Genomic DNA, 13,314 nt, shown 5'->3' with positions numbered 1-13,314 from the left:
CACATGAATCGAATTGTTGAAATCAGGACATACACGCTCAAGCCCGGCTCGACCGAACTGTTCCACCGCATTATGCAGGAACAATCCCTGCCGATGCTACGTGCGGCGGGCACCGACGTCGTGGCGGCGCGACCATCCATGCATGCGCCGGACTCTTACCTGTTGATCCGGGCATATCAAAGTTTGGCGCAGCGCGGCCGGAGCCAGGATGATTTCTACACCAGCCCGGCCTGGTTGCAAGGACCGCGCGAGGCCGTCATGGCGTGCATCGAGCACTATACGACAGCGGTGATCGAAGCGGACGACGCGCTGATCGGCAGTCTGCGCCAAGCACCGGTGCCAGCATGAACAACGATGGCATCCGTGATTTCGATTTTCTCCTTGGCCGCTGGCGGGTCGAGAACCGCCGACTGCGCAAGCGCTTGCAGAACAACGACGAATGGGAAACCTTCGACGCCACCCAACACAACCAGGCCTTGCCCGGCGGCATAGGCAACTTCGACGACTTCATCGCCGACAGCTGGCGGCCCGGTTTTGTCGGCATGTCGCTGCGCCTGTTCAACCCGCAGACCAAGCTTTGGAGCATTTACTGGCTCGACAACAATACCGCCGGGCTGGACCCATCGGGCCTGCTGCTGCCGCCAGTGGTTGGCAAGTTTGACCAGGGCGTCGGCGTCTTCGAATGCGATGACGAACTCGACGGCAAGCCGATCCGGCTGCGCTACACCTGGTCGGATATCGCGCCCGGCAGCGCCCGTTGGGAGCAGGCAATGTCGCCCGACGGCGGGGCGACGTGGGAAATGAACTGGCGCATGCTGTTCCACAGAATCGCTTAATTTTTTGGCAATTATCCCGTTGTATCCGGCGGGTGATAACACTGTCCAGAAATCGCCGCGCCGGCTCACGTCCCTGGCGCGCTCAAGATCGGACGGCAGCAGGACGTGGAGCCGAATGACGCCGCCGCTTCAAGGCACCAGCCGCCGCGGCCTTGAGCAGGCGCTGAAATGCCGGGCACTCTGCGTGGCTAGGGGCTGGACATGCGGCCGCATGCCGCAATCCCCGGCTCATCGCCTGCAGTTGCTTGATGGTGGCATCAATCTCATCTGCCTTGGCCAAAAGCAAGTTTCTATCAACAAGTGTCTCACCGCACGGGGGAAGCATGTCGCGTATCTCGTCCAGCGAGAAACCTCCAGCCTGACTGAGCGCGATAAGAGCCAACTGCTCCAGCACGACAGACGCAAACTGGCGGCGAGCCCCGCGCGGGCCGACAGACGCGATCAAACCCTTCTTCTCGTAGTAGCGTAATGTGTGGGCGGGAACTCCCGTGCGCTTTACAACCTCGGCGATATCCATCTGCAGACCCATTGACTTGAAGTTGACTTCAACTTATATCATGCCTGAAAACGATGGCCTCATCAATGGAAAGGACAGGGCATGGTATCGATGGACGAGTTGGCAAGGGTGGTTCTGATCGGGATCGGCGCGACAGCCGTGATGGACGTGTGGTCAATGATTCAGAAGGGCTTGGGCATTCCTACGCTCGACTATGCATTGGTTGGCCGGTGGGCAGGCCATTTGTGGCGAGGCAGGATCGCGCACGCCAGCATCGGCAAGGCCGCGCCAATACGGGGCGAGCTGTTAGCGGGGTGGGCGATCCACTATGCCGTGGGCATAACATTCGCTGCGTTGCTGGTAGGCGTCCACGGCACGGCGTGGCTGCTTGATCCCGCGTGGCTGCCTGCCCTTGCCGTGGGAGTGGCGACTGTCGTCATACCCCTGTTCGTGATGCAGCCCGCAATGGGCGCAGGGATCGCGGCATCGCGCACGCCGACTCCCTGGAAAAACCGCCTGCGCAGCCTTGCGGCGCATGCGGTTTTTGGGTGCGGTCTTTACCTGTCCGCGATAACGATCAAGCTTATGTGGCAATGAGCGGTGCGCGTCACCTGATAGCCAGGTGTGCGCGGGATGAGAAGTAGCGGATGACCTCATCCATCGCTCTGAACCACCGTATCTCGGTCTCCCCCGAAATCTGCCTGCCAGCGATGATCGCCGGTTTTTCCTGGTGCCGCGCCCACCGCGACGATTTACCGCTGTCTGGTGCCAACTGCCTCAGGGCACACACCACACCATCCGCCATCAGCTTGGGCAGGCAGGCGTCGCCATGCGCCACGACGGGATCGAGCGTCTTTGCTTGTGCCGCCAGCAATTGGGCATATGCAAGGACGAAGCATGGCAATCTCGTCGCGTACTTCCGTAAATAATTGCGAGAGTAGAAGAACTTCGTCATCTTTCATAGAACCTGTGTAGAAGGCAAATGGAACGGATTCAGGGCATGCTGTTCGCAGCCGTAGCACTCGTCACCTTGGGCCTCTCCGGGCCGTCGTTCGGCCAGGCCAAGACCACCGACATCGTCGGCCTCAAGTTGGGCATGTCGCCGGATGAGGCGCGCGCGGCGGTGAAGGCGCATGACGCCGCCATAAAAGTCGTCGACATGGCGAGCTGGAACGCCCGGCCTGGCGTCCCCGCCTCCTTGGCGAAGATCCGTGGCTGCACCTCGACGGTGCCGAATGGACCGTGCAAAGACGAAATAGTTGTCACCTTTGGCCACCTGTCGAAGAAGGCACTTTTCGTCACGCGTGTGCTGAAGTTAGGCAACGGCGTGCTGCATCAGGCCGCTGCCGACTATGAAGGCAAGCGCCTGGTTGAGGAGCGCGCATTGCTGGTCGCAGCGGTGAAGGCGCATCAGGAAGAGATCGAGCGCGCGGCCAAGGGCTGGCTGAGACATTGATGTACCGCTTGAAGGTGCCCACCGGCAGGAACCTGGCGGCCCGCACGGTTGGCGCGCAGGCCACCGAGGTAGCCATCCGCGCGGGCGTGCTCAATCGCATGACCTCGCTGGCACGCCCTCAGTCCGTCCGTATCGCTTAAATTCATGGGGGACAGGGGAAAGTCCCAGTTAGACTCGATTTTTGCAACAACGCCTGCTCCCGCGCCAATTCGGAAATCAGCTTGTTCGTCGGCGGCATCATCTGCCGCAAAATGGCTTCCTTGCGCTCTGCTGAATAGTTAAATCCTGACCAGTGCCAAGAAATAACTAAACAACCCACGGTGGAATCTTCGGTTTAATTCGTTAGCAAAGAGCTTATTCAACTCAACAAATTTGACCCGTTGTTGACTCTGCACAGCAGACTCAACTTCAATATTTTGAGACTGAAGCTTCGCCAAATCCCCAAAGTTTGCCGTTTGCATGGCGTTCAGGATGGACTTTTCCTCGCCGGAAATAAGCGCGCCAAAAATAACATTTGGATCGACTCGTCTAAAAATATCCTTTGCAATGGTGTCCCGCTTAGCGACAAGAAGAGACACTTTGTCAGATTCCCGCTTTGTTTCATTCTGAAACTCATCTATAAGATTTAGACTAAGAGCAAGATTCTCATAATTGGCGGTGAGTTCACCATAGCATCGAGAAGTCTTGGAAAATAACTCCTTAACCTGACCGAGGGAATTTTGGTAAGCCTCCATCGCCCCCTTAAACGCTATGAAGTAGACTTCCGAAGAGCCTTTCTTCGCAATGGCATCCAGATTGAAGTGTTCCTGAAGAAGCTGCGCAGCACCCGCGTTAGCCATGGTGGCAGAAAGATAATCTGAATGTAGGCGGTCGCATTCTTGGAATTTTGTTTTAGCGCCTTTATAGTCTATTTCATAGATCGTCTTCGTTATTTCGGACTGTTGGTTAAATACCGACAAAACGCCTGGGATTACAAAAGAAGCAATTAGAACTGCAAGTACGTGGTCTTTAATCCAGTTGAGGGCAGCGATCAATTTTTGCAAAATAAGTCTCCCTTTGGAATTCAATGCTTTGAACATCGTAAATAAATAATATCATACCGAAAATCGATAACACACCCGACGGCCAGCTAGTTACGAATGTGTCGATATCTATTTTCACCCTATATGCGTCAACATAGTGAAGGCTATCAAAGGCCGCCAAGCTACTCTCATGGACCGACTCCTCAGTTCATCTATTGGCAAACTCGATGACGGCAGCTTCCCCCGGGGGGGGGGCAATCACAATCATCGCGTAATATTTACAGAGCCGGATGCAGAGCATCCGCAAATGGTCGACCACGCCAGCGGCGCTCAGAATAACATCATGTACATGTGCAAAATCCACAAATTATCACTCTAGGCCAATACTGGTCTTTGCGAACAGCCACGCGTTCCTCCGTTTATATTTGCAGGCTGTAGCGTTACTATATCAACTTGCATTTGTTGGCTTCGCCCCGAGTTCACGCGCTGCCAAACCGCGTTTGGCGACTGGTTTGGAGACGGCCGAAGCAATTTATACTGAAATGCGCTTTCTTGCAGCTATTAACGAAGCAATTTTTAGTTCTTGAAAACCTCGTTTCGTTGAATAACAGATTCTGTCGACAACAGCCGCTCCTGCGCCCTCAAGTTGACCGCCGCCGTCGCAGCCACTCGTCGGCGACATCCCCCATGTTCTTTCCCACGCCATCGCCCACCCAGGCCATGAAGTCGCGGTCGAACTTAAAATCCGCGCCGCACTCCAGTGCAAGAAAACGCCTGACGTTCTGGGTATTCCTGTAGCCCGCGTCGACAATGGTGTCGCGCGAAATCTGCCCGCCGTGCCAATCGAAGTCCATTCCGCGCGCTCAGATGATGCCGTTCTCCAGCGCATACCGGGTCAACTCGGCGTTGCTGCCCAGCCCCATCTTCTCCAGGATGCGGGTGCGGTAGGTGGTCACGGTGTTCGGGCTCAGATGCATCAGCTCGCCGATGCGCACCAGCGACTCGCCGGCGGCGATCAGCTTGAACACCTCCAGCTCGCGGTTCGACAGCGCCTCGTGGCTCGACGTGCCGCCGCCGCCGATCAGGCTGGCCAGCTTCTCCAGCAGCGCCGGGCTGACGTGCTTGCCGCCGGCGGCCGCCTTGCGCACCGCCGCCACCAGCACGGCCGTCGGCGCATCCTTGGTCAAATAGCCGGAGGCGCCCAGCTTGAGCGCGCGCACCGCGTAGATCTCCTCCGAATACGTGCTCAGCATCAGCACGGCCAGCTTGGGCTGCTCGGCGCGCAGCTGCTTGAGCAGCTCCAGGCCGTTCTTGCCGGGCATGGTGATGTCGAGCAGGGCCACGTCGAACACCTGCTCGCCGACCCGCTCGATCGCCTCGATGGCGTTGGACGCCTCGCCCATGACGCAAATATCGTCGGCGGCGCTGAGCATCAGGCGCACGCCGTTGCGGGCGATGGCGTGGTCGTCGACCAGCAGCACGCGGATCGGCTTAACTTCCATTGTCTTCCTCCAGGGGCAGGCGCAGTTGCAGGGTGGTGCCCTGGCCGGCCTTGCCGTGTATGTTCAATTCGCCGTCGAAATGACGGCTGCGTTCGTGCATGCCCAAAATGCCCCAGGACTCGCGGTTGAGCAGGCGCTCGGTCTCGATACCCTTGCCGTCGTCGTCGATGACCACCTCGAGCGCGCCGGCGACGCGGCGCACGCTCAGGCTGACCTCGCTGGCCTCGGCGTGGCGCACCACGTTGGTCAGCGCCTCCTGGACGATGCGGAACAGCATCGTGCTGCGCTCCGGCCCCAGCTCCAGCGCGGCGGCGGCGGCGTCGATGTGGCAGCTGCAGTGCAGGCCGGCGCGCTGGCTGACCTGCTCGACGTACCATTCCAGCGCGGCCCACACGCCCAGCTGGTCGAGCACGCTGGGACGCAGGTCGGTGATGACCCGGCGCACCGTGCCGATGGCGTCCTGCGCCAGCCCGGCGGCGTCGGCCAGCAGCGGCTCGGCCGGCCGGCCGGCCGCCTCGGCGCGCTCGATCGCCACGCTGATGTAGGCCTTGATGCCGGTCAGCAGGCCGCCCAGCTCGTCGTGGATCTCCTGGGCGATGCGCTTGCGCTCGCCCTCCTTGATGCTTTCCTGGTGCGCCGCCAGCCGGCGCAGCTCGTGCTGCGACTGCAGCAGCGCCTGCTCGGCCAGCTTGTTGGGGGTGATGTCGACCAGGATGCCCTGCATGAACAGGGGCACGCCGGCGTCGTCGCGCACCACCTCGGCCTCGTCGCGGAACCAGTGCTCGGCGCCGTCGCGCGCGTACAGCCGGTACTCCAGCCGCAGCGCCGTGCCGGCGCGCCGGCTGGCGACTATCGCCTGCAGCGCGGCGAGCCGCTCGTCCGGGTGCATGCGGCCGGCGTGCAGGCCGGGCGCGGCCAGCCACTCGGCCGGGCTGTAGCCCAGCGTCTGGATCTGCGGGCTGATGTAGCGCATGGTCTCGCCCTCGTCGAGCTCGGCGATGTAGGTGATCGCCTGGATCTGCTCGACCAGGGTGCGGAACTTGGCCTCGACCTGGCGTTTGTCGTCGAGCAGGCGCTGCTCGCGCAGCATGCGGTCGATGGCCTGCGGCAGGAAGCGCAGGTAGTGGCCGTCGACGTCCTTGACCAGGTAGTCGCGCGCACCGCGGCGCATCGACTCGGCGGCCACGGCGGCGCTGTCGGCGCCGGTCAACATCATCACCGGGATGGCGGTGGCCACCGGGTCGGCACCGATGCGGGCGAGGAATTCCAGCCCGGTCAGGTCGGGCAGGTGGTAGTCGAGCAGGATGCAGTCGGGCCGCTCGCTGTGCGCCAACGCCAGGCCCTGCTGGCCGCTCTCGGAATCCAGCAGGATGAAGTCGTGCTCGCTGTCGGCGGCGAAGGCGCGCCGGCAGGCGATGCGGTCGACCACGTCGTCCTCGACGATCAAGACGCGGATCGGGTGCTTGCTCATGGCGTTCAGGGCATCTCGCTCAGGGTCCAGTACAGGTCGATCGAACGCATCATCTCGACGAAGCGGCGGTAGTCGACCGGCTTGGCCATATAGCCGGCCACGCCCAGGTTGAAGCTGTTGACCTTGTCCTGCTGCTCCTCCGAGGTGGTCAGCACGATCACCGGAATGCGGCGCAGCTCCGGGTCGGCCTTGACCAGTTGGAGGAACTCGATGCCGTTCATGATCGGCATGTTCAGGTCGAGCAGGATGATGCAGGGCCGTTCCACGCCGGGCGCGCGCAGGTGCTCCAGCGCCACCTCGCCGTTCTCCATGTTGACCACCGGGTTACCGACGTGAATCTCCTTGAGCGCGCGCAGGATGGTCATCACATCGACGTGGTCGTCCTCGATCAGCAGGATGGGTTTGTTGCTGTTTTTCATGCGGGTGTCCTTATTTGGCGGCCGCCGGCGAGGCGGCCTTGGGTAGCGTGAACCAGAAGGTGCTGCCTTGGCCGATCACCGACTCGACGCCGTACTGGCCGTGGTACATCTCGACGATCTTCTTGACCAGCGCCAGGCCGACGCCGGTGCTCTCGACGCGGTCGCGCGAGGCCAGCGTCTGGAACAGCTGGAAGATGCGCTCGAAGTGGCGCGCCTCGATGCCGGGGCCGTTGTCGCTGACGGCAAAGCGCCAGTCGGCGCCGGCGTCGGCGCAGGCCACCTCGACCCGGCCGTCGGCCTTGTCCATGTATTTGATGGCGTTCGACACCAGGTTGTGGAACACCTGCTGGATGCGGGTCGGCTCGACCACCACCACCGGCAGGCCGGGCGCCACGGTGACGCGGATGTGCGCCGGCGCCGCCTGCAGGTCGACCACGTCGGCCAGCAGCTTGTTCAAATCGACCGGCAGCGGCGCCTCCTTGACACGGCCGACGCGCGAGTACTGCAGGATGCCGTCGATCAGCGCGCCCATGCGGTGCACCCGGTTGATCAGCAGGCGCATGTGTTCCCTGCCCTCGTCGTTGAAGTGCTCGGCGTAGTCGGTGGCCAGCCAGTCGGCCAGCGAGCCGATGCCGCGCAGCGGCGCCTTCAGGTCGTGCGAGACGACGTAGGCGAAGTTGGTCAGCTCCTCGTTGGCGCTGCTGATCTCCTGCAGCAGCGCGCGGTTGTGCTGCTCGGCGGCCTTGCGCGCGGTGATGTCGCGCACCATGCCGGTGAACATGCGCCGGCTGCCCAGCTTCATCTCTGTCACCGTCAAGTCCATCGGGAACAGCGTGCCGTCGCGGCGCAGGCCCTCGACCTCGCGGCCCTTGCCGATGATCTTCTTCTCGCCGGTGTCCAGGTAGTGCTCGAGGTAGCCGTCGTGGCGGGCGCGGTGCGGCGCGGGCATCAGGATGGACACGTTCTGCCCGGCCGCCTCGGCCTCGCTGTAGCCGAACAGCGCCTGCGCGGCCGGGTTGAGCCGCTCCATGATGCCGCGCTCGTCGATGGTGATGATGGCGTCGACCGCCGTCTCGAAGATGGCGCGCATGCGCGCCTCGCTCTCCTGCAGCGCCGCCTCGGCCGCCTTGCGGCTGGTGATGTCGTGGATGGTGGCCAGCACCAGTGGCTGCGCCTGCGCGCCTTGCAGCGGCGACAGGCTGACCTCGACGGGGAACTCGCGGCCGTCCCGGTGCAGCGCCATCAACTCGGCGCCGCCGCCCATGGCGCGCGGCCGTGGCTGGCTGAAGAAGTCGGCGCGCTGGCCGACGTGGGCGTGGCGCAGCCGCGCCGGCACCAGCATCTCGATGGTCTGGCCCAGCAGCGCGGCGGGCGCGTAACCGAACAGTTTCTCCAGCGCGGGGTTGAGCAGCACGATCTTGCCCTCGTGGTCGATGATCAGCATGGCGTCGGTGGCCGACGTCAGCAACCATTCCAGGCTCTGTCCTTCAATTACCAAATTCTTCAAGGGGATAGTCCTGACGGCGTAGCGTTTCAATAGCGGCAACGGCCAGTTTAACGTATTCGGGCTGTTCTGACAAAAGCCGAGCCGGCGGAGGGGGCCGCCAGTCTTTTGTCCGGATCTTTGACTTAGATCAAATCTGCCTACTGACTAGACGGGGCTACGCAGTTACATTGCAATCAAGGCAGCGCCATGTGCAGCCGGGCAATCAGTCCGGCACACCGTCCGGTACGCCGTCCGGCCCCGCCGTTCGGCCAATTCGCAACCCCCAAGCATCCGCGCGCCACAGGCCGCTTACAAGGAAACATCATGTCAACTCCCGTCCGCCACGCCATCATCGACGCGCCCCAGCGCAGCCGGGGGCAGACGCCATGACCACGCCATTCGCCAGCCAACTGGTCGACGAGTTCGGCGCGCAACTGCGCGCGCAGCGCCAGCAACTGATCGCCACCGTGCGCGAACGCCTGCACCAGGGCGACGATCCACAACAACTGGCGCTTGCCAACTTCTTCGAAGAGGGTGGCGACCAGGCCGAAGCGAGCATGGAGAACGAGGCCAACCTGGCCCAGCTGAGCCACGAGTTGGCCGAACTGCGCAGCATCGACGCCGCGCTGGGCCGCATCGCCGCCGGCAACTACGGCAGTTGCGCCAACTGCGGCGCGCTGATCGGCACCGAGCGCCTGCGCGCCCAGCCCGGCGCGCGCATGTGTCTGCCCTGCCAGGAGGAGGCCGAGCAGCATCCGAACCGGCAGCACCTCAAGGCGCGATAGCGGCCGTAGCCATTCGCGCTTGCGCCATCCCGCGTGAGCGCAGCGGAGTTAGGAAAACCCAGCGGCGTGAATCTAGGGTCAGACCCTGAGGGTCTGACCCTGGCTCGTTGCCGTTGGGTGGTGTGATAGCCGCCGGCGCCTTGAAAGCGCGCCGGCGCTCAGGCGTCGGCCAGGTTCAGCGCCATCGCCAATGCCGCGTCCTGGGTCGACAAGTGCACCTGGAACCACAGCGGCAGCAGGCCCAGCGCCTCGCGCGCGGCGGCGTGGTCGCCCGGCACCACCACGTGCAGCGCCCCCAGCACGCGGGCGTGCTGCTCGCGGTGGCTCTGGATGGCGGGATAGGCGATGGTCTCCATCAAATCCTCCTCCTCGCGGAAGTCGCGCTCCAGATGCTTGACCAGCAAGGCGAAGCCGTCGTCGAGCGCGTCGTCGTTGGCCTGCGCCAGGTGCAGCATTTGCGCCAGCAGCGCCTGGTGCGCCTGGTCGAGCGACTCGATGCCCAGCGCCATTTCCGGCGACCATTCCATGTGTTCCATATTTCCTCCTGCTTAGTGGTGATTCCTTGCCGCGCAACGCGCCGCCCACCCCACTGTGAGCGCCTCGCCGGCCAAAGTCAGTAGATCCGATTGACCTAGATCAAATATGCCGATAAAACAGCATTGCACACCCAACACCTTGGTTTTTCGGGCAATTTTGATCCATGTCATTTTTTTCCACCGAAGCATTGATATTCTGCAAGCACGTCGCAGAAACAAGGTCAGCGCGCCGCGCCCGCCCATCCGCCCGCCACCACCGCAAGGAACCCCGCTTTGTTCGACCACACAAGCAAGGCCAACGGCAGCAACGGCAAGACCGCACCCACCCAACCCGCCGCCGCCGCCGCCGCCACGCTGCGCTTCGCCCGCCAGGAGCCGACGGCCGTGCTGGCCGCGCTGGAGAGCGGCGCCGACGGCCTGGCCGAGGCCGAGGCCGCGCTGCGCCTCAAGCGCCACGGCCCCAACGCCATACGCCACCAGGCGCGCCGCAACGTCCTGCTGCGCTTCCTGTTGTTGCTGGCCAGCCCCCTGTCGCTGCTGTTGCTGGCCTTGGCGGTGGTCAACTTCCTCACCGGCGAAACCTGGAGCGGCAGCGTCATCGCCATCATGGTGGTGCTGTCCTCGCTGCTGTCCTTCGTCCAGGAGCACCGCTCCGACCGCGCCGCCGAGCAACTGCGCTCGATGGTGCGCACCACCACCACGGTGCTGCGCGGCAGCGCCGGCGGGCCGCTGCCGCGCGAGGTGGCGCTGGCCGAGCTGGTGCCGGGCGACATCGTGCTGCTGTCGGCCGGCGCCATCGTGCCGGCCGACCTGCGCCTACTGTCCTGCCGCGACCTGTTCGTCAGCCAGTCGGCGCTGACCGGCGAGGCCATGCCGGTGGAAAAGCAGGCCCACGCCCTGCCGCCCAATGCCGACGGCGGCGACGCTCCCGCCCCGGCCGCGCTCGACCTGCCCAACATCGCCTACATGGGTTCCACCGTGGTCAGCGGCAGCGCGCGCGGCGTGGTGGTGGCCAGCGGCGACGCCACCAGCTTCGGCCAGATCGCCGCCGACCTGTCCGGCCAGCGCGAGCTGACCAGCTTCGACCGTGGCGTCAACAAATTCGTCTGGCTGATGATGCGGGTGATGCTGGTGATGGTGCCGCTGGTGTTCCTGCTGAACGGCGTCGGCAAGGGCGACTGGCTGCACGCGCTGCTGTTCGCCGTCGCCGTGGCGGTCGGCCTGGCGCCGGAGATGCTGCCGATGATCATCACCATCAACCTGGCCAAGGGCGCGCTGGCCATGTCCGGCAAGAAGGTCATCGTCAAGCGCCTCAATTCCATCCAGAACTTCGGCGCGATGGACGTGTTGTGCACCGACAAGACCGGCACCCTGACCCAGGACCGGGTGATTTTGGAGAAACACCTCGACATCGGCGGCAAGGACTCGGCCCGTGTCACCGAATACGCCTACCTCAACAGCTTCTACCAGACCGGCCTGAAGAACCTGCTCGACGTCGCCGTGCTGCGCTATGTCGACGAACACGAGCACATCAAGCCGGAGACCGGCTTCCGCAAGGTCGACGAGCTGCCCTTCGACTTCCAGCGCCGCCGCATGTCGGTGATCGTCGAGCGGGCCGACGGCAGCCGCGTGCTCATTTGCAAGGGCGCGGTCGAGGAGGTGCTGGCCGTCAGCACCCGCGCCGAGCTGGACGGCCAGCTGATCGCCCTGCAGGACCACCACGGCGCCGCCCTCGGCCGCGTCGTCGAAACGCTCAACGAGGACGGCTTCCGCGTCATCGCCGTGGCCTGCCGCGAGTTGCCGGCCGGCGCGGCCGGCTTCGGCGCCGCCGACGAGGCCGATCTGGTGCTGGTCGGCTACATCGCCTTCCTCGACCCGCCCAAGGACAGCGCGGCGGCGGCCATCAGCGCGCTGCGCCACTACGGCATCGCCGTCAAGGTGCTGACCGGCGACAACGAGGCGGTCACCCGCAGCGTGTGCCGCCATGTCGGCCTGGAGGTGCAGCAGTCCCTGCTCGGCAGCGACATCGACGCCCTCGACGACGCCGCCCTGGCGGCCCGCGCCGAAACCACCACGGTGTTCGCCAAGCTGGCGCCGGCGCAGAAGGCGCGCGTGATCCGCGCGCTGCAGAGCGGCGGCCACGTGGTCGGCTACATGGGCGACGGCATCAACGACGGCGCCGCGCTGAAGGCGGCCGACGTCGGCATCTCGGTCGACAGCGCGGTCGACATCGCCAAGGAGTCGGCCGACATCATCCTGCTGGAAAAGAGCCTGCTGGCCCTGAAGGACGGCGTGCTGGAGGGCCGCCGGGTGTTCGGCAACATCAGCAAATACATCCGCATGAGCGCCAGCTCGAACTTCGGCAACATGCTCAGCGTGCTCGGCGCCAGCGTGCTGCTGCCCTTCCTGCCGATGGCGCCGGTGCAGATCCTGCTCAACAACCTGCTGTACGACGTGTCGCAAACCACCCTGGCCAGCGACCACGTCGACGCCGACTACCTGCGCCGGCCGCGCCGCTGGGACATCGCCAACATCGGCCGGGTGATGCTGGTGCTCGGCCCGATCAGCTCGCTGTTCGACTACCTCACCTTCGCCGTGCTGTGGTTCGGCTTCGGCGCAGGCCAAGACCCGGCGCTGTTCCAGACCGGCTGGTTCCTCGAATCGCTGCTGTCGCAAACGCTGGTGGTGCACGTGATCCGCACCGGCCGCATCCCCTTCGTCGAAAGCAAGCCCAGCCGCGCGCTGCTGGCCACCACGCTGGGCATCTGCGGCGTCGGCGTGTGGCTGCCGGTGTCGCCCTTCGGCGCCGCGCTTGGCTTCGCCGCCATGCCGCCCGGCTATTGGCTGGCGCTGCCGGCCATCCTGCTCGGCTACCTGGCGCTGTGCCAGACCGGCAAGGCCTGGCTGATGCGGCGCTACGGCACGATCTAAGCGCGGCACCAGCGGCCCAAAGAAAACCCAACGGCGAAAACCTAGGGTCTGACCCTAATGCCGTTGACTTAAGCTTTTGACTTCTTGTATGGGTAGCGCTGTGCCTTTGATTTGACGACCCGGTCAAAATGACGGCCGGGTCGTTTGACAGTCAGTTCTGTGACTAGCCTTTGCCGCATTCTTTGTAGTAGGGAAGGCAGCTTGCCATAGGCGCGAGTCGCGGCGGCCCATGTTAGTTCGTATTGAATGATGTGAAATGCACGGACGAAGCTGATGTCGGTGGGGTTGCATTGAGCGTCGGCGGCGACGTTGGCCATTTCAAGGCGCACCAGGTTGTAGGCGATGCACGCGCCCCAGATCTCCTGGTTGATCCC

Annotated in this window: 15 protein-coding genes and 2 pseudogenes; 7 read left to right on the top strand and 10 right to left on the bottom strand. The window is 63.6% G+C overall.

The genetic code is table 11. The features are described from left to right. Positions 1 to 3 precede the first annotated feature (3 nt). Together BM252_RS16950 and BM252_RS16945 are read left to right on the top strand one after the other, a co-directional pair. Positions 4 to 348, top strand: a complete 345-nt coding sequence (locus BM252_RS16950) for an NIPSNAP family protein (protein WP_093388857.1) — start codon at positions 4 to 6, stop codon at positions 346 to 348. After that, entirely contained in the window at positions 345 to 836 is a 492-nt protein-coding gene (locus BM252_RS16945; RefSeq protein ID WP_093388856.1) for a hypothetical protein, read from the top strand. The genes BM252_RS16950 and BM252_RS16945 overlap by 4 nt, the downstream gene beginning before the upstream one ends. An 82-nt stretch (positions 837 to 918) precedes the next feature. On the opposite strand, the gene BM252_RS16940 is transcribed toward BM252_RS16945, so the two are convergent. Then, positions 919 to 1,353, bottom strand: coding sequence for a helix-turn-helix domain-containing protein (locus BM252_RS16940; RefSeq protein ID WP_093388984.1), 435 nt, complete (start codon positions 1,351 to 1,353; stop codon positions 919 to 921). Positions 1,354 to 1,434: 81 nt separating this feature from the next. On the opposite strand from BM252_RS16940, the gene BM252_RS16935 reads away from it, so the two are divergent. Beyond that, positions 1,435 to 1,929 carry a DUF2938 domain-containing protein gene (locus BM252_RS16935; protein ID WP_093388855.1) on the top strand — a complete coding sequence of 165 codons (495 nt, stop codon included), beginning with the start codon at positions 1,435 to 1,437 and terminating at the stop codon, positions 1,927 to 1,929. Positions 1,930 to 1,939: 10 nt separating this feature from the next. Here the strand turns inward: BM252_RS16935 and BM252_RS16930 are convergent, their stop codons facing one another. Beyond that, on the bottom strand, positions 1,940 to 2,287 hold the full coding sequence (locus tag BM252_RS16930) for a hypothetical protein (RefSeq protein ID WP_093388854.1): 348 nt from the start codon (positions 2,285 to 2,287) through the stop codon (positions 1,940 to 1,942). Positions 2,288 to 2,314: 27 nt separating this feature from the next. Here BM252_RS16930 and BM252_RS16925 point away from each other — a divergent pair, with 27 nt between their 5' ends. Together BM252_RS16925 and BM252_RS30225 are read left to right on the top strand one after the other, a co-directional pair. Further along, positions 2,315 to 2,788 carry a hypothetical protein gene (locus BM252_RS16925; protein WP_093388853.1) on the top strand — a complete coding sequence of 158 codons (474 nt, stop codon included), beginning with the start codon at positions 2,315 to 2,317 and terminating at the stop codon, positions 2,786 to 2,788. After that, positions 2,767 to 2,928 (top strand): annotated as a pseudogene (locus tag BM252_RS30225) (IS5/IS1182 family transposase); the annotation flags it as partial. The gene BM252_RS16925 and the pseudogene BM252_RS30225, both read left to right, overlap by 22 nt. Before the next feature lie 138 nt (positions 2,929 to 3,066). On the opposite strand, the gene BM252_RS16920 reads toward BM252_RS30225, so the two are convergent. The 6 genes from BM252_RS16920 to BM252_RS16895 all read right to left on the bottom strand — a co-directional run bounded on the left by BM252_RS16920 (position 3,067) and on the right by BM252_RS16895 (position 8,709). Then, positions 3,067 to 3,831, bottom strand: a complete 765-nt coding sequence (locus tag BM252_RS16920) for a hypothetical protein (RefSeq protein WP_139236558.1) — start codon at positions 3,829 to 3,831, stop codon at positions 3,067 to 3,069. A 620-nt stretch (positions 3,832 to 4,451) separates the two neighbouring features. Further along, a complete protein-coding gene (locus BM252_RS16915) occupies positions 4,452 to 4,664 on the bottom strand; it encodes a DUF6434 domain-containing protein (RefSeq protein ID WP_093388851.1) in 213 nt (70 codons plus the stop codon). A 9-nt stretch (positions 4,665 to 4,673) separates the two neighbouring features. Continuing rightward, a complete protein-coding gene (locus BM252_RS16910) occupies positions 4,674 to 5,312 on the bottom strand; it encodes a response regulator (RefSeq protein ID WP_093388850.1) in 639 nt (212 codons plus the stop codon). Next, positions 5,302 to 6,783, bottom strand: a complete 1,482-nt coding sequence (locus BM252_RS16905) for a response regulator (RefSeq protein WP_093388849.1) — start codon at positions 6,781 to 6,783, stop codon at positions 5,302 to 5,304. The genes BM252_RS16910 and BM252_RS16905 overlap by 11 nt, the downstream gene beginning before the upstream one ends. 5 nt (positions 6,784 to 6,788) lie before the next feature. Then, a complete protein-coding gene (locus BM252_RS16900) occupies positions 6,789 to 7,202 on the bottom strand; it encodes a response regulator (RefSeq protein WP_093388848.1) in 414 nt (137 codons plus the stop codon). A 10-nt stretch (positions 7,203 to 7,212) separates the two neighbouring features. Next, positions 7,213 to 8,709: a sensor histidine kinase gene (locus tag BM252_RS16895; RefSeq protein ID WP_093388847.1), complete on the bottom strand. Its 1,497-nt coding sequence runs from the start codon at positions 8,707 to 8,709 to the stop codon at positions 7,213 to 7,215. A gap of 365 nt (positions 8,710 to 9,074) precedes the next feature. Between BM252_RS16895 and BM252_RS16890 the strand changes: the two genes are divergently transcribed. Next, positions 9,075 to 9,473 (top strand): TraR/DksA family transcriptional regulator, encoded by a 399-nt coding sequence (locus BM252_RS16890; protein ID WP_093388846.1) that lies wholly within the window; start codon positions 9,075 to 9,077, stop codon positions 9,471 to 9,473. A 158-nt stretch (positions 9,474 to 9,631) separates the two neighbouring features. Here the strand turns inward: BM252_RS16890 and BM252_RS16885 are convergent, their stop codons facing one another. Further along, positions 9,632 to 10,009 carry a bacteriohemerythrin gene (locus BM252_RS16885; protein ID WP_093388845.1) on the bottom strand — a complete coding sequence of 126 codons (378 nt, stop codon included), beginning with the start codon at positions 10,007 to 10,009 and terminating at the stop codon, positions 9,632 to 9,634. Between the two features lie 273 nt (positions 10,010 to 10,282). Here BM252_RS16885 and mgtA point away from each other — a divergent pair, with 273 nt between their 5' ends. Next, positions 10,283 to 12,940: a magnesium-translocating P-type ATPase gene (mgtA, locus tag BM252_RS16880; protein WP_093388844.1), complete on the top strand. Its 2,658-nt coding sequence runs from the start codon at positions 10,283 to 10,285 to the stop codon at positions 12,938 to 12,940. Positions 12,941 to 13,008: 68 nt separating this feature from the next. Here the strand turns inward: mgtA and BM252_RS31080 are convergent. Beyond that, positions 13,009 to 13,314, bottom strand: a pseudogene (locus tag BM252_RS31080) (IS4 family transposase); the annotation flags it as partial.

It is taken from the genome of Rugamonas rubra (assembly GCF_900114705.1).
Taxonomy (GTDB): Bacteria; Pseudomonadota; Gammaproteobacteria; order Burkholderiales; family Burkholderiaceae_D; genus Rugamonas; species Rugamonas rubra.
Note: the sequence above shows the minus strand (reverse complement) of the source record. Positions and strands in the feature narration are given on the sequence as shown.